Consider the following 14731-nt stretch of genomic DNA (forward strand, 5'->3'; position numbering starts at 1 on the left):
CTTCGCGTTTTAGCGTGGGGTGAGGTTGTCGAGGAGGGTCCAGTTTGGTTTGCCGGCGTAGAGCAGGACGCGTGTTCGGTAGTGGTCGAAGTTGGCGGTCCTGAATGACACGCGCTTGATGAGCTTGGCGAGGTTGTTGTCGGTCTCGGTGGGTCCGTTGGTGATGCGGGAGAGGTGCCAGTTCGTGATCTGGGTCCGCCAAGTGTGCGGGGTGCGGCCGAGCTTGTTCAGCTCCGGGCTGAACGTTTCGTCGCGCGGGTCGCGTGAGAGCTCGTCGAGGGCTTCGAGCGCGAGGTCGCGGTCGCCGATGCGGTAGATGCCGCGCAGGGTTTCCTTGGCGTGCCAGGCGTCGCGCGCCTCGCCGCGTGGGTCGCCGGCTGCGAGCAGGCCGCGCAGCTTGGTGCGGCCTCGGTCGCTGATGCGCTCGGCGGCTCGCAGCAGCAGCCGTCTGGTGCGGTAGAGGTGGTCGCCTTTGGTGCCTCTGCCGCCGGTGGTGTGGTTCTGGACGCGTCGTCGCATGTCGTCGGCGGCGCTGTTGGCGAGCCGCGCGACGCGGAACGGGTCCGCGATCTGGGTGGCGTGCGGCATCGTGTCGCCGAGCGCCTTGCGGTAGGGGCCCGACAGGCCCCGTGACCGCCCAGCGGATGCGTTTTCGCCACAGCGGCGTGCGCCCGCCGATCCAGCCCTTGGCGCCGGCGGCGCTGCGACCGGCGACGATGTCCAGCAGGACGCCTCTGCGCACGCCGACGATGGTGGCGCCCCAGTGCTTTCGGCGGTACGGGCCGCGGCGGGACATCAGGATCTCGTCGAGGCCCAGCGCTCTCACGCCGCCGGTGCGGCCAGGGCCGGCGCCAAGCAGCGCCGGGCCCCACCGGTGCACTGCTGAGGTGGCCGTGTGCCAGCCCGTGCCCAGCTCGGCTGCGGTCTCGGTGATCGCCCGACCCAGGCCCGCCCGGCGTGTCGCCCACCGCGCCGCACGGGATGCCATGCGCGCCCTGGGCAGCGCAACAGCAGGGTCCTGGTCGGTGAACGCGCGCACCGCACACGACCCGCCCCGGGCACAGCCGGCGGCGCTTGTTCCGCACCAGCCGCGCCGGGCGCCCGAACGCCGGCAGATCCGCCAGGCCCACCTTGCCGGCGCCGTGACGACGCACCGGCCCGCCGCAGCCCCCACAGCACGGACAACCCGACAGCTCGACCTCGACCGTCAACGGCCCGCCCCGGGCGGCCACGCACCCCGGTCACGGCCACACCCGGCCCCAGACCGACGATCAACACCAACACACGCGTAAGGCCAACAACCACAGGAATCCGCCCGAATCAGGACAACACGCACCTCCGATTCTGAGGGATCCCTCCCTACACAACCAGACCCTCAACCGGACATCCCACACGCAAACGCGAAACGCCCGCAAAGTCCAATGCGAGTCAGTTTCAGATGAGGGAATGAATCAACTCGCCAGAACCGAACGCGCCATTGAAGACCGTTACGGCCACGTCAGCACGCGGACGGCGAACGCCACCAAGATGACCGTGCCGGTGGCAAGAGCCAAACCCAGCAGCATCCGAGTGCTCACATGGCCGAATGTAATCGGCTCCATCAGCAGCGGAGCCGCCGGTTAGGCTCACGTTGTGAAGTTGCTGTGGACCCGAGCGGCCAGTGCGTCGGCGGCGTTGTTGATCAGCGGCGCTGCCGTGAGCGGCTGCGGCGACGACGGCACGGTGACGCAGCAGCCGGCGGCCACGGCAGCCGAAACTGACTCGCAAGCAGCCCCCGCGACTACCGCGGCGCCGACCGATACGGCCTCGGGCGATGCCGACTCGACGGCTGACGCTGCGGCGCCGACGACGGCCGCTGCAGCGGCCGCGGTCGAGACGCGAGCCGAGATCCTGCAGTTGGAAGGCGCGCTGCTCGACGGGCAGCAGTTCGATTTCGCCCTCACTGCCGGCAACGACGTCCTGCTGTGGTTCTGGGCGCCATGGTGATCGGCGTGCAATCGGGAAGCGCCTGCGGTCGCAGCGCTGAAACGAGAGCACGGCGACAGCTTGGTCATCGTCGGGGTGCCCGGCAGCGACTCCCAGGACTCCTACCGGAACTTCGTCGCCAAGCACCGACTGGGCGACGTTCCCCAAGTCAGCAACGAAGACGGCGAGCTGTGGGGGCGGTTCGGCGTGAGCTCGCAGCCCCGGTGGGTCCTCGTGCGCGCTGACGGCAGCATCGAGCGTGGCGGCGGCGCTCCCCCGCCTGACATCGTTCGGGACGCTCTCGTGCCCGCCTGAGGACCCACATGGCACAGCCGAAACAGCGAACGGTGAGCGTCGAGCGGGTCATTGCCGCACCCGCGGAGGACATCTTCGCGGTGCTCGCCGATCCCAGCCGTCACTGCGAGATCGACGGCTCGGGGACCTTGGCCCGTCTCACCAGCAGCAATGCCCCGCTGACACTGGGCAGCACGTTCTCCATGCGCATCAAGGTCGGCATTTCGTACACCGTCAAGAACCGTGTCCTGGAGTTCGAGGAGAACCGGCTGATCGCCTGGGCGCACTGGCACGGTCAACGCTGGCGCTACGAGCTCGAGTCCCAGCCTGATGGCAGCACGCTGGTGCGCGAGACCTTCGACTGGTCCACTGCGAAGTCGCCGCGCGGCATCGAACTCTTGGGCGCTCACCGCAAGAACGTCACGAACATGGAGAAGACACTCGAGCGGCTGGCCGCTGTCACCGAGACTGTTTCAGACGACGCAGCTCCTGACGGCGCAGCCTGATCGGTGCATCAGCCGGCCGGTTCGATCAACCACACGTCGCCGCCGAACGCGTCGTCCAGGCGACGGTGCAGGTCTGCCAGCGTGCGGTCGTCCGGGCGCCGCACCAGGACTGCTTCGTCGCAATTGCGCATGAACCAGGTGTCGCGGCGGCGCATCGCCTTGCCGAATGCCTCGCCGTCGATCGGCGCGGTGCTCGCCAGCACGAACTCCTGCTGTGCGTGCTGGCGCAGCTCGGCGAATCTTCGTCGTGAAGGTGCGGGCCACCGGGCGTCGAGGCCCTCGAAGGCGAGCACCACGACGTAGGGCACACCGGCCGCGAGCGCGGCCTCGGCGCCCATCGTCTCCGCGCCGAGCCCAAGGCCCGAGGCGACCACCAGATCAGGATGCATCTCACGCTTGGCGGCCAGCACGTCGCTGAGCTGTCGCAGCACGCGGCGCGACACCGGATTCTCGTTGTACCCGCCGAGCTCGGTCGGGCGGTGACCGAGCACGGCCAATCCGTGACCGGCAATCTTCCGGCCCGCAGCTTCCCGGCTGGCAGCCTCCTGGCCGGCGCGCTTCGCTGGTGCGCTCGCGTCGGCTCGCCGGTCGGTGAGCTGATCGAGCACGCCGTCGTCGAATCGATCGCCGCGCAGGCCTGCCCCGGCGCCCGCCGCATGCACGGCCAGGGCGTCCGCGGCGGAGTTCAGCCGCTGCCCGGCATGTCCCTTCACCCAGGCGAACGTGACATCGCCGCGTGCCAGCACCGCGTCGATGAACGGCTCCCACAGGTCCCGGTTGGCCACCGGCTTCTTCGCGGCGTTCAGCCAATTGCGCCGGTGCCAGCTCTTCCACCACTCGTCGTTGAAGCACTTGACGACGTAGGTGGAGTCGCTCACGATTCTCAACGGGCCCTCGAGCGTCTCGACGGCGCGGGCCGCAGCCGCCACCTCCATCCGCTGGTTCGTGGTGGCGGACTCGTGGCCGCATGCCCACGGGCCGCCGTCGACTACGTATGCCCAGCCGCCGGGACCCGGGTTGCCCAGGCATGACCCGTCGGTATAGACGTCTCGCGCTGTCGCGTTCGGCTGGGGACTCATCCAGGTGCGACACTAGAGCCCATGCTCTTCGACGGGTTGCATGAGCAGATCCCCGACATCGATCCCGACGAGACCGACGACTGGCTGCTGTCGTTCGCTGCCGTGGTCGAGGAGCGGGGCAAGAACCGGGCGCGCTTTCTCATCAGGCGGCTCATGTCCAAGGCCCGCGAGATGCAGGTCGACTTCCCCGCCACCGTCTCGACGCCGTACATCAACACGATCCCTCCCGAGCAGGAGCCGTGGTTCCCCGGCGACGACGGCATCGAGAAGCGGCTGCGGGCGTTCATCCGCTGGAACGCCGTGGCGATGGTGACCCACGCCAACTCGTGGGCCGACGGCATCGGCGGCCACCTGTCCACGTTCGCCAGCTCGGCGGCGCTGTACGACGTGGGCTTCAACCACTTCTGGCACGGCAAGGACGACGGCGAGCCCGGCGACCACATCTACATCCAGGGCCACGCCGCACCGGGCATCTACGCACGGGCCTATCTCGAGGGCCGCCTCGACGACACCGACCTCGAGCACTTCCGGCGCGAGATCGGCCGCACCGGGCTGTCGTCGTATCCCCATCCCCGTCTCATGCCCGACTTCTGGGAGTTCCCGACGGTGTCGATGGGACTCGGGCCGATCATGGCGATCTACCACGCCCGCTTCAACCGATACCTGCACAACCGTCGCATCGACAACACGGCGGCGTCGAAGGTGTGGTGCTTCGTCGGCGACGGCGAGACCGACGAGCCCGAGACGCTCGGGGCGCTCCACCTCGCTGCCCGGGAACGGCTCGACAACCTGATCTTCGTCGTCAACTGCAACCTGCAGCGGCTCGACGGCCCCGTGCGAGGCAACGGCAAGATCATCCAAGAGCTCGAGGCCAACTTCCGCGGCTCAGGCTGGAACGTCATCAAGGTGATCTGGGGCGGCCGCTGGGACGAGCTGCTGGCCCGAGACCGCGACGGCGTGCTGCTCAACAAGATGAACGAGACCATCGACGGCGAGTACCAGCGCTACTCGGTGGAGAGCGGGCAGTACATCCGCGAGCGCTTCTTCGGTCCCGACCCGCGGCTGCGCGAGATGGTCCAGCACCTCTCCGACGAGGACCTCCAGACCCTGCCCCGCGGCGGCCACGACTACAAGAAGCTGTACGCGGCCTACCAGGCGGCCGTAGAGCATGAGGGCAGCCCGACGGTCATCCTGACCAAGACCGTGAAGGGATGGTCGCTGGGGCCCGATCTCGAAGCCCGCAACGCCACGCACCAGATCAAGAAGCTGAACCGCACCCAGCTCATGACGATCCGCGAGCGGCTGCGGCTGCACGACGAGATCGACGCCGAGTTCGATCCCGACGATCCGCCCTACTGCCGGCCGGCGCCCGGCAGCGCCGAGCACGAGTACCTGATGGCACGCCGCAAGGCGCTCAACGGGCCGCTGCCCAAGCGCATCCGCAACTGGTGCCGAAGGGCACTGCCGATGCCGAGCTCCAAGCCGTTCGAAGAGTTCGCTGCGGGCTCAGGAAAGATGGCGGTGTCGACCACCATGGCGTTCACCCGGATGCTGCGGGCGATGACGCGTGAGCCCGGCTTCGGCGACCGGGTGGTGCCGATCATTCCCGACGAGGCCCGCACGTTCGGCATGGACTCGCTGTTCCGCGAGCTGGGCATCTACGCCAGCCAGGGGCAGCTGTACGAGCCGGTCGACCACGACCTGCTGCTGTCCTACACCGAGCACATCGACGGCCAGATCCTCGAGGAGGGCATCACCGAAGCGGGCGCGCTGGCCAGCTTCACGGCGGCGGCCACGTCGTATGCCACCCGCGGCGTGGCGATGGTGCCCTTCTACACCTTCTATTCCATGTTCGGCTTCCAGCGGGTGGGCGACATGATCTGGGCGCTGGCCGACATGCGCGGGCGCGGCTTCCTCATGGGGGCCACGGCGGGTCGCACCACTTTGATGGGCGAGGGTCTCCAGCACCAGGACGGGCACTCGCCGCTGCTGGCCTCGGTGGTGCCGCCGTGTGCGGCCTACGACCCGGCGTTCGCCTACGAGTTGGCCGCCATCGTGCAGGACGGCATCCGGCGCATGTACGGCGTGGGCGAGGACGTCTTCTACTACCTCACCATCTATAACGAGAACTACGTCCAGCCGCCGGAGCCGGAAGATCTCGCTGTCGAAGATTTGCTGGCCGGGCTGTACCGCTTCGCCCCGTCGCCGCCCGGACGCGCCCACTCGGGCACGATCCTCTTCTCCGGCTCGGCGCAGGGGGCTGCGCGAGCGGCCGCTGATCTGCTGGCCGCTGAGCATGACGTGGGCGTGGACCTGTGGAGCGCCACGTCGTTCAAGGCGCTGCGCGAGGAAGCGCTGTCGTGCGAGCGCTGGAACACGCTGCATCCCGACGAGCCGCAGCAGGTGCCGTTCGTCACCCGCCAGCTGGCCGACGGCACCGGACCTGTCATCGCCGTGACGGACTTCATGCGCGCCGTGCCCGATCAGGTGTCCCGCTGGATCGGTCGCGACTACACGTCGCTGGGCACCGATGGCTTCGGGCGAAGCGACACGCGCAGCCGCCTGCGGGAGCACTTCGAGGTGACCGCCGAGCACATCACCGTCGCGGTGCTGTGGCGCCTCGCCGAGCTGGGAGAGATCGACGCGACCGTGGCAGCGGAGGCCGTCAAGCGCTACGGCCTGGCCACCGACAGCGCCGATCCCTGGTCATCTGTGGCGCACTGAGCCGCTGCCGGTCTTCGGGAACATCCCCACGATGGTCACCATCACCGACGTCAGAGCGATCCTCACCCAGCCCGGCACTGCGCGGCTGGTCGTCGTCAAGATCCAGACCTCCGAACCCGGCTTGCATGGGCTGGGCTGCGCGACCTTCACCCAGCGAGCATTCGCAGTGAAGACCGTCATCGACCGTCATCTCGCCCCGTTCCTCATCGGACGCGACGTGAACCGCATCGGCGAGATCTGGCAGATGTCGATGGTCAACGGCTACTGGCGCAACGGTCCGGTGCTCAACAACGCGGTGTCCGGTGTCGATCAGGCCCTGTGGGACATCAAGGGCAAGCGGGCCGGGATGCCGGTGTACGAGCTGTTCGGGGGGAAGAATCGCGAAGCCGCTGCGGTCTATGTCCACGCAAGCGGCGACGACCCTCACGAAGTGACGGACAGCGTCGAGGAGCTGCGCGAGCAGGGCTACCGGCACATCCGGGTGCAACTGGGGCCATATGGCGGCTCAGCGGCCCCGATGCCCCAGCCACGCAACGCTCCGGCGGGGAGCTACTTCGATCCGCGTGCTTACAGCGCATCGACCTTGGCGATGATCGACCACGTACGCGAGACCGTCGGCGACCGTGTCGAATTGCTGCACGACATCCACGAGCGACTGCACCCCATCGACCATCCGCAGCCCCTATCGGTGCGCTCAGCGGGCCGCAGTCGCCATGCGCGACCGTTCCGGGGGATGCATCGTGTTCATCTCGTCAGTCGGTGCACAGCGAGCGCACCACCGCGGACTGCCCTACGTAGCCGCCCACCGCTCAGGCAGGCTGCCTGCGTCACGGCCCGAGCGATGTCACCGGCACGACCGAAACGCCATCGGGATGCTCGAATCCGTATCCGCCAGCAGTGAGCACGACCAGTCTCGCCGGGGGCCGGGTTCGAGCGGCGTCGATCTTGTCGCGCAGGCGTCTCAGCGACCTCACAGCATGCTCGATGGCCGCCTCGCCGCCGAGTTTGATCTCCGCCGCCAACCACTGGCCTCCGGGCCGGGTCACAATGACATCGACCTCCAATCCGTCGCTGTCCCGGTAGTGCGAGACGGCGGCCTCGCACGCTTGGGCATAGACGCGTATGTCTCGCACGGCAAGCGATTCGAACAGCAGCCCAGCGAAGCGCAGATCCGCCATCACGGCATCGCTGTCGGCCTCGAGAGCTGCGACGGCCAGCGAGGGATCGGCCAGATGGCGTTTCGGCTGACCGCGGAGCTGGGCACGCGATCGCAAATGAGGCTTCCACGCCGGAACGTCCTCAACGACGAACAGACGCTCGAGAGCAGCCATGTACGAGGCGACTGTCCTGCGATGAACCGCAGGAGCTGCGCCCGCAGGGTCTGCTGTGTCTGCCGCGAGCGTCGAAGCGCTGGCTTCACCAGCGGTGTTGCGAGCCAACGAGGCGAGCAGCCTGCGGACGCCCGACGGATTGCGATCGACTCCGTCGACGCGGGAGACGTCGGTGCGGCTGATCTCGTCGAGGTAGCCGCGCATGAGACGCTGCGCAGTCGCTGCGCCGGCACCTCGACGCACGAGATCGGGCCAGCCGCCACGGCAGGCCGTCTCCACGATGTCCCCGAGCCGATGACCCGAATCGGCGGCGGAGCACCGCTCGCCGAGAAAGAGCCCGGCAAGCGAGATGCTCCCGTCGGACTCTCCCGACTCGAACAGGCTCATGGGCCTCATGCGCACTCTCAGCAATCTGCCGGCGCCGGAGTGGCGAGTGATGTCATCTGGAGGGTCTGCCGAACCTGTCAGGATGAACTGGCCTGGGAGGCCCCGCTCGTCGCAGGCCCGCCTCATCGGATTCCAGACATCCGGTGCGATCTGCCATTCGTCGAGCAGGAGCGGCGTCGGCCCATTCAGCAATGCCGCCGGGTCGAGGCCTGCCGCCAAGCGAGCCTGTGCTTGGGCGTCCATGTACCTCTCGCTTGCGGCGAAGTGTCGTCCCGTCCACGTCTTGCCGCACGCGCGAGGGCCTTCTATGAGCACCGCTGGCGCGGCACGGAGCACTTCGCGCATCTCCGCGTCGACGACACGCGGCAGATAGTCATGGGGTCGATCTGACTCGGTCATGAATTCGCTTGCCCTGGGTCTTGTCTCGCTCGCAACTCGTCACCACGGCAACGAAGAGTCTACTGTTCGCGAGGTTCATATGCCAATTTATTGGCGTATGAAGTGCCAGTTTGTTGACACTTCATACGCCAACAAGGGCAGCACATCGAGCGTCGCTGGTTACGGCGACCGCGGAACGGCGACAGCCGCCAGACTGTCTCGATGCCCAGCGATATCCCGTGCCCGCAGCGATGGTTCGACGACTACGAGGCGGGCGAGCGTTTCACGTTCGGCTCGACGATGATCGACGAGGCCGAGATCATCGAGTTCGGCCGCAAGTTCGACCCCCAGCCGTTTCACATCGATCCCGAAGCCGCCCGTGACACGGTCTACGGCCGGCTGATCGCTTCGGGATGGCACACCGGTTCGATCATGATGAGGCTGCTGGGCGAGCACCTGCTGGGACCGTCGAGCATGGGCTCGCCCGGTCTCGACGAGCTGCGATGGATGGCGCCGGTGCATCCAGGCGACCGTCTCACCCTCGTGGTGGAGGTGCTGGAGCTGCGCCCGAGCCGTTCCAAGCCCGACCGGGGCATCGTCAAGATGGCCCATGAACTCGTCAACCAGCACGGCACCACGGTGGTGCGCTCGGTGGCGAACATGATGATCGCCCGCCGCCTCTGAGACCCCCCAGCCGCAGACTCCTCACCGCGATGGTCCGGTCAATGGGCAGGCATGTTTGGGCCGATTTCACGGCAAAACACCCGTTAATTTCCCGGCAAAACTAACAGCAGTTTCACGGTAGAAATCACATCAATATCACGGTAGACTTGTCTCAACTTGGGCGGGTCGAACATGCCAAAGTGGATAACGCGCCGCGTCGAGCGCATCGTGCACCAGCGGATGCGCGAAACCCCGGTGCTGCTGCTGCAGGGACCGCGCACGGTCGGCAAGTCCACGCTGCTGCGGACGCTCGCTGAGCGGCACCGTGCTCACGTGGTCGATCTCGACGATCCTGCTGTGCGAGATGCGGCCGTTGACGATCCGGCTCTGTTCGTCTCAGGACCCGGCCCTGTGTTCATCGACGAGTACCAGCATGTCCCTGAGCTGCTGGACGCAATCAAGTCCGAGTTGAACCGTGATGGCTCGCCGGGGCGATTCGTGATTGCCGGATCGACGCGATTCGCAGCGCTGCCGCTCGTATCGCAATCGCTGACCGGGAGGCTGCATCGCATCGAGCTCCACCCGTTCTCCCAAGGCGAGATCGACGCCAAGCACGAATCCCTGATCGAGACGCTGTTCGAGGATCCAGCCTCAGCGGTGTGTCCGGCCGCCTCCACAACGACGCGCGACGACTACGTGCGGCGCGTTGTGCGGGGCGGCCTGCCGATGGCGCTCGCCGGCTCGGACGCAGCACGCGACCGGTGGTTCGACGACTACATCGCACTCTGCCTCGAACGCGACCTGCTCGAACCGGGTCGGGTGCGGCAGCCTGGTGCTCTCGCGCCGCTGCTGCGTCGTGTTGCAACCCAGACCGCCCAAGTGCTGAACATGTCCCGCGCAGGCGATGCCGTGGGGCTTCCCGCCACCACCGCAGCCGACTACATCAGACTCTTCGAAGCCAGTTTCCTCGTCAGGTTGCTCCCGGCCTGGGGCCGGACCGCTCGGGTCGCCAGCACAGCGCGTCCGAAGGCGCACATGGTTGATTCGGGCGTGGCCGCGCGGCTGCTCCGCCTGCCCCCGGCGAGACTCGGGCGCCTCGAACCCGCGGCGCTGCAACAGTTCGGCCATCTGTTCGAGACGTTCGTTGTCGGCGAAGTGCTCAAGCAGGCGTCCTGGCTCGAACACCAGCCGAACGTCGGCCACTGGCGAAACCGCGACGGTACCGAGGTCGACTTGGTGCTCGAGAACGGCCACGACGGCGCCATCATCGGCGTGGAAGTCAAGGCCGGCACCCGGCTGCGGCCAGCCGACCGCCGCGGCCTCGAAGGCTTGCGACGGCTGGCCGGCGACCGCTTCATGGCCGGCGTGATCTTTCACACCGGGCCGCACTGCAGCCGGCTCGACGACACCGGCCGCTTGATCGGCCTGCCCGCCGACCGGCTCTGGACACCCGATGCGTTCGAGCCAATCGATCAGAGTCACCGCTGAATCCCGGCTAGGCGTACTGGGCGACTGCCGGGCGCTCCAGTCAGCCAGCAGGATGGCAACGGCATCCCTCACGACGCTCCGGGTGTGCGCCAATTAGCCTGTCATTGTGCTCTTGGACCGAGTCACCGTTGATCCCCGCCGCATGGGCGGTCGCCCCTGCATCCGGGATTTGCGAGTGACCGTCGCCATGGTGCTCGAACAGCTCGCTGCCGGCAGAACTCACGGGGAACTACTGGCTGACTATCCGTACCTGGAGGCGGACGACATCAGCGCAGCTCTTGAGTTCGCCGCCGCGCGAGTGAGCGAACGAGAAGTCCCTGCTTCGCTTTCTGCGTGAAGCTCCTCCTCGACGCAAACCTGTCCCCTCAGCTTGTCGACGAGCTGCGCTCCCACGGCCATGAAGCGCTGCACGTCGGCGATGTGGACATGCTCACCGCCGCCGATGAAACCATTCTGGACTGGGCCGCCGAGCACGAATACGTCGTGGCCACGGCCGACTCGGACTTCGGGGTGCTCCTGTTTCGGCGCCGCTCGGCGAGACCTTCCGTCGTCCATGTACGCGGCGTTTCCCACCGCCCGCCAGCAGTGCATGCGGAACTGCTTGCAGCAAACCTGCCAGCCCTAGAGGCGGCACTCGAGACTGGCGCGATCGTCTCGCTCAGTCCGACCAGCGCTCGCATCCGGGACCGGCCCATCTGGTGAGGTTGCAACCGTGCCGCGTCGTCCTCAGGGTCGCGCAGCACGATGTCCCGAATCGCCTGAGTCGCTACCCTGCTTCGACCGCAGTGTTCCCCGCCGCCGAGGGTGCACGCTGCTACGACGAAGGTACGCTCTGGCCTAATACCACCATTGCGCCCTATCTCTCTCATCGGCTGCCGACCAGTCCAAGGCACGACCGTCGTGCGCTCGGTGGCGAACATGATGATCGCCCGCCGCACGTGAAGCCCCGGCCTTCTGGCGCCTGTGAGAGTCCGCGCCCGGGCCCGGAAAGTTCGCACCCAAGCGTCCCGATGATTCATACTCAAGAGACTCAAAAGTTCGTACTTCAGTTGCCGCAAAGTTCGCGTTGCGGCTAGGTTGCCTGTGTGGCATCTTCGCCGGGTCCCTTGGTTCCGCAGGGATATCTGCACCGAATTGCCGACGCGCAAGTGACGCGGGCGCTCGAATCGGTGCCCATCGTGGTCATCGACGGTGTGAAGGGCTGCGGGAAGACCTGGACCGGGCTGCGCCACGCCCGAAGCCGAGTGCTGCTGTCCGAGAACGCAGCTGCCAGGCAAGGCGCCGAGGTCGTGCCCCGCCGGACGCTTGACGGCAAGCGGCCACGCCTCATCGATGAGTGGCAGACGGTGCCCGGGCTCTGGGAGACCGCCCGCCACGTGGTGGATGAGGGTCGCGATGTCGGCTGCTTCATCCTGACCGGTTCTGCGCAGCCCGCCGATGACGTCACCCTGCACTCGGGCGCCGGAAGGGTCAGCCGGGTGCGCATGCGACCGATGTCGCTGGCCGAGAGCGGCGAATCCGACGGCAGCGTCTCGCTGGGATCGCTGCTTGACGGCGGTCAATGCGAGGCGGCCGCATCTGAGATGTCCGTGCCCGACATGGCCGAAGTGCTGTGCAGAGGCGGGTGGCCTCGAAACCTCGGACGAACATCGTCAGCGTCTGCGGAGTTGCTCGAGAGCAGACGAGGCTGCCGCCTCGCTGATCAAGTCGTGCAAACATGTCGACCCAGGCGAACGCGGTTCACCTGTCGCCAAGCTGGTCATCACCGCCACCGGTCTCGGCTACCGACGACCCGACGGCGTATCGGTTGTCCCGATAACGGCCCTCGGACCCTGAGTCCCGACCGGGGGGGAATTCACCGGTCGATTTCACGGCAGAGCATCCGTCAGTTGCCCGGTAGAGCCAACTGCAACATCACGGCAGAATCGCCGTAGCGCGGGCGGGCGTGATTGCAGGGTCGACGACAGCGGTCGCATGATCGGCCTGCCCGCTGGCCGGCTCTGGACCTCCGAGGCGACGCAGCGCCATGGGCCCGAACACCTTGATACACCTCTTGGTGTATCATGACGGCATGAGCCGGACCAATATCGACATCGACGACGATCTGCTCGAGCGCGCCATGCGCATGTACGCGTTGCGCACCAAGCGCGAGGCAGTGCACCTGGCGCTGGAGCACCTGGTCGGCGGCGAGCCGATGAGCGTCGAAGAGCAGTTGGCGATGGAAGGCGCCGGGTGGGACGGCGACCTCGACGCCATGCGCGCCGGACGCTTCATGGAATGGGGACACAGCCAAGACGCCGATGCTGCTGCCTGACAGCTCGGCCTGGATCGAGTTCCTGCGGGGCACCGGGACTGCCGTCGCGCTCCGCATGCGCAGAGCGATTGCCGATGGCGAAGCCGTGGTCATCGACCCGGTGCTGCTCGAGGTCGTCGCCGGTGCACGCGCCGACCGGCTCGGTCGCACGCGCCGTCTGCTGATGTCGCAGCGCACCGCGCCGCTGGTGCCCCGCGGCGACTGGCTCGAGGCCGCGATGATCTACCAGGCGATGCGTCGTGACGGCATCACCATCCGCTCACACATCGATGTTCTGATCGCAGCCGCGGCCATCCGGCTCGGCCTCGAAGTCCTCCACAGCGACCGGGACTTCGACTTCATCGCCGACAAGACCAGCCTGCGCATCGCACCGACTTGAACCCTCGCCGCGACGACACAAGCGCCCCCAATCTGGCAGCTGCGTCTGCGACGATGCTCCCGGCGGGCTTACTGCCAGGTCACTCCTGTCGGGAGGGGTATCGGTCCCCAGCAGTCGATCTCGCCGCTCGTACGCACCGCGCAGGCGAAACCGCCGCCGGTCACGATGGACTTGTAGGACTCGTCGGGGATGTCGCTGGTGCGTGCAATGGCGGGTCCCCAGCAGACGGCGGTGCCGTCGACTCGCAGGGCACAGCTGCTGGCGCCGGAGACGGACACGGTGGTGAACGTTCCGGCGGGTGCATCTGTACTGCCCATCCAGTTGTTGCCCCAGCATGCGACCGCTCCGGATGTGCGGAGTCCGCACGAGTGATTCGCGCCTTGGCTGAATTCCGTGAATGTGCCTCCGGGAATCTCGGTGTCCAGCACCACTAAACCCGATCCATCCGGGGCTGACTCGAGGGACTCCCAGTCGTAGGACCAGCATGCGAGCGTCTGATCCGTTCGGATGCCACAGCGGTCGCCTAGGGCGCTGAAGGTGCCGAGCGCGGTGAGGCCCGACACCGCGCCGGGCATGTCCAAAGCAATCGTCCAGCAGCCAACGCTGCCATCGGGTCGAATCCCGCAGCCGTCGCCAATGCTCTTGAAGGGTCCGACCTCGATGCCCCCGCCTTCAAAATCGGCCTGAAGTTGGCCTGTGCCGTAGGAGCGGTTGCGGCTCCAGCATTCAACCAACTGGTCGTCCATGCCCAGCGCACACGCTTCGTCGGGTCCGTTGACAGTCACTGCCGAGTAAGTCCCACTGAACGGCTGTCCATGGTCCCTGATGAACCCGGGATCGGACCAGCTGTAGTACTCCTCGCTCTCGCCACCCCAACAGGTCACCCTGTTCTCAGTGCTCAAAGCGCAAGCGTGAGCGTCGCCGACGGCCACCGACTGGTAGCTGCCGCTCGGTACACCCTGCTCGACACCATCGCTGTCCCAGCACGAGATGCCGCCGTCAGCACGCAGAGCACAGCTTGCAGTTGCGCTTGACGTAACGCTGGTGAAGGTGGGCGAACTCCATTGGTGGTTGCGAGTGATCGGTCATGATGGCCGGTCTTGGAGTACTGCAACCACCGGTGGAGGTGTGCAGTATGGCAGGGAGGCTGTCACGAGATGAGCGGGCTGTGATCGAGGCGCGCGCGGATGCGGGGGTGAGGCCTGAGGAGGTGGCGGTGCTGT

Annotated in this window: 16 protein-coding genes; 12 read left to right on the plus strand and 4 right to left on the minus strand. The window is 67.1% G+C overall.

Going from position 1 to position 14731, the window contains the following annotated elements:
• Positions 1–9: 9 nt before the first annotated feature.
• Positions 10–588 carry an ISL3 family transposase gene (locus ACOGXQ_RS08715; protein WP_419947014.1) on the minus strand — a complete coding sequence of 193 codons (579 nt, stop codon included), beginning with the start codon at positions 586–588 and terminating at the stop codon, positions 10–12.
• Between the two features lie 1044 nt (positions 589–1632).
• Here ACOGXQ_RS08715 and ACOGXQ_RS08720 point away from each other — a divergent pair.
• From ACOGXQ_RS08720 to ACOGXQ_RS08730, 3 genes are read left to right on the plus strand one after another with little or no spacing between them, the layout of a single operon-like run.
• Positions 1633–1986 (plus strand): hypothetical protein, encoded by a 354-nt coding sequence (locus ACOGXQ_RS08720; RefSeq protein ID WP_419947015.1) that lies wholly within the window; start codon positions 1633–1635, stop codon positions 1984–1986.
• A 60-nt stretch (positions 1987–2046) separates the two neighbouring features.
• A complete protein-coding gene (locus ACOGXQ_RS08725; RefSeq protein WP_419947016.1) occupies positions 2047–2280 on the plus strand; it encodes a TlpA family protein disulfide reductase in 234 nt (77 codons plus the stop codon).
• Between the two features lie 8 nt (positions 2281–2288).
• Entirely contained in the window at positions 2289–2765 is a 477-nt protein-coding gene (locus tag ACOGXQ_RS08730) for an SRPBCC family protein (protein ID WP_419947017.1), read from the plus strand.
• Positions 2766–2773: 8 nt separating this feature from the next.
• Here ACOGXQ_RS08730 and ACOGXQ_RS08735 read toward each other — a convergent pair whose 3' ends face one another.
• The gene (locus ACOGXQ_RS08735) at positions 2774–3844 is read right to left on the minus strand and encodes an RNase H family protein (protein ID WP_419947018.1); all 1071 of its coding nucleotides are present in this window, start codon (positions 3842–3844) and stop codon (positions 2774–2776) included.
• 21 nt (positions 3845–3865) lie between these two features.
• Between ACOGXQ_RS08735 and aceE the strand changes: the two genes are divergently transcribed.
• Together aceE and ACOGXQ_RS08745 are read left to right on the plus strand one after the other, a co-directional pair.
• On the plus strand, positions 3866–6568 hold the full coding sequence (aceE, locus tag ACOGXQ_RS08740) for a pyruvate dehydrogenase (acetyl-transferring), homodimeric type (RefSeq protein WP_419947019.1): 2703 nt from the start codon (positions 3866–3868) through the stop codon (positions 6566–6568).
• A 31-nt stretch (positions 6569–6599) separates the two neighbouring features.
• Entirely contained in the window at positions 6600–7469 is an 870-nt protein-coding gene (locus ACOGXQ_RS08745) for a hypothetical protein (protein ID WP_419947020.1), read from the plus strand.
• Here ACOGXQ_RS08745 and ACOGXQ_RS08750 read toward each other — a convergent pair.
• Positions 7396–8685: an ATP-binding protein gene (locus tag ACOGXQ_RS08750; RefSeq protein WP_419947021.1), complete on the minus strand. Its 1290-nt coding sequence runs from the start codon at positions 8683–8685 to the stop codon at positions 7396–7398. The two genes, ACOGXQ_RS08745 and ACOGXQ_RS08750, sit on opposite strands and share 74 nt — an antisense overlap.
• Positions 8686–8886: 201 nt before the next feature.
• Here ACOGXQ_RS08750 and ACOGXQ_RS08755 point away from each other — a divergent pair, with 201 nt between their 5' ends.
• The 7 genes from ACOGXQ_RS08755 (at position 8887) to ACOGXQ_RS08785 (ending at position 13508) form a co-directional block, all read left to right on the plus strand.
• On the plus strand, positions 8887–9348 hold the full coding sequence (locus ACOGXQ_RS08755; RefSeq protein ID WP_419947022.1) for a MaoC family dehydratase: 462 nt from the start codon (positions 8887–8889) through the stop codon (positions 9346–9348).
• A gap of 171 nt (positions 9349–9519) precedes the next feature.
• Positions 9520–10815, plus strand: a complete 1296-nt coding sequence (locus tag ACOGXQ_RS08760) for an ATP-binding protein (RefSeq protein ID WP_419947023.1) — start codon at positions 9520–9522, stop codon at positions 10813–10815.
• A 106-nt stretch (positions 10816–10921) separates the two neighbouring features.
• The gene (locus ACOGXQ_RS08765; RefSeq protein WP_419947024.1) at positions 10922–11152 is read left to right on the plus strand and encodes a DUF433 domain-containing protein; all 231 of its coding nucleotides are present in this window, start codon (positions 10922–10924) and stop codon (positions 11150–11152) included.
• The gene (locus ACOGXQ_RS08770) at positions 11149–11517 is read left to right on the plus strand and encodes a DUF5615 family PIN-like protein (protein ID WP_419947025.1); all 369 of its coding nucleotides are present in this window, start codon (positions 11149–11151) and stop codon (positions 11515–11517) included. Before ACOGXQ_RS08765 ends, ACOGXQ_RS08770 begins: the two co-directional genes overlap by 4 nt.
• 383 nt (positions 11518–11900) lie before the next feature.
• Positions 11901–12749 carry an AAA family ATPase gene (locus tag ACOGXQ_RS08775; protein ID WP_419947026.1) on the plus strand — a complete coding sequence of 283 codons (849 nt, stop codon included), beginning with the start codon at positions 11901–11903 and terminating at the stop codon, positions 12747–12749.
• A gap of 137 nt (positions 12750–12886) precedes the next feature.
• Positions 12887–13129, plus strand: a complete 243-nt coding sequence (locus tag ACOGXQ_RS08780; RefSeq protein WP_419947027.1) for a type II toxin-antitoxin system VapB family antitoxin — start codon at positions 12887–12889, stop codon at positions 13127–13129.
• A complete protein-coding gene (locus ACOGXQ_RS08785; protein WP_419947028.1) occupies positions 13116–13508 on the plus strand; it encodes a PIN domain-containing protein in 393 nt (130 codons plus the stop codon). The genes ACOGXQ_RS08780 and ACOGXQ_RS08785 overlap by 14 nt, the downstream gene beginning before the upstream one ends.
• A gap of 68 nt (positions 13509–13576) precedes the next feature.
• Here the strand turns inward: ACOGXQ_RS08785 and ACOGXQ_RS08790 are convergent, their stop codons facing one another.
• Positions 13577–14440: a hypothetical protein gene (locus ACOGXQ_RS08790; RefSeq protein WP_419947029.1), complete on the minus strand. Its 864-nt coding sequence runs from the start codon at positions 14438–14440 to the stop codon at positions 13577–13579.
• Positions 14441–14731 lie beyond the last annotated feature (291 nt).

Origin of the sequence: Candidatus Poriferisodalis sp., from assembly GCF_965208485.1 — a bacterium.
GTDB lineage: Bacteria > Actinomycetota > Acidimicrobiia > Acidimicrobiales > Poriferisodalaceae > Poriferisodalis.

What these genes read in the sequence shown, in the direction of transcription:
- ACOGXQ_RS08715 (WP_419947014.1), bottom strand. Translation starts at nt 588, where the DNA reads ATGCCGCACGCCACCCAGATCGCGGACCCGTTCCGCGTCGCGCGGCTC.
- ACOGXQ_RS08730 (WP_419947017.1), top strand. Translation starts at nt 2,289, where the DNA reads ATGGCACAGCCGAAACAGCGAACGGTGAGCGTCGAGCGGGTCATTGCC.
- ACOGXQ_RS08735 (WP_419947018.1), bottom strand. Translation starts at nt 3,844, where the DNA reads ATGAGTCCCCAGCCGAACGCGACAGCGCGAGACGTCTATACCGACGGG.
- aceE (WP_419947019.1), top strand. Translation starts at nt 3,866, where the DNA reads ATGCTCTTCGACGGGTTGCATGAGCAGATCCCCGACATCGATCCCGAC.
- ACOGXQ_RS08745 (WP_419947020.1), top strand. Translation starts at nt 6,600, where the DNA reads ATGGTCACCATCACCGACGTCAGAGCGATCCTCACCCAGCCCGGCACT.
- ACOGXQ_RS08750 (WP_419947021.1), bottom strand. Translation starts at nt 8,685, where the DNA reads ATGACCGAGTCAGATCGACCCCATGACTATCTGCCGCGTGTCGTCGAC.
- ACOGXQ_RS08755 (WP_419947022.1), top strand. Translation starts at nt 8,887, where the DNA reads ATGCCCAGCGATATCCCGTGCCCGCAGCGATGGTTCGACGACTACGAG.
- ACOGXQ_RS08760 (WP_419947023.1), top strand. Translation starts at nt 9,520, where the DNA reads ATGCCAAAGTGGATAACGCGCCGCGTCGAGCGCATCGTGCACCAGCGG.
- ACOGXQ_RS08780 (WP_419947027.1), top strand. Translation starts at nt 12,887, where the DNA reads ATGAGCCGGACCAATATCGACATCGACGACGATCTGCTCGAGCGCGCC.
- ACOGXQ_RS08785 (WP_419947028.1), top strand. Translation starts at nt 13,116, where the DNA reads ATGCTGCTGCCTGACAGCTCGGCCTGGATCGAGTTCCTGCGGGGCACC.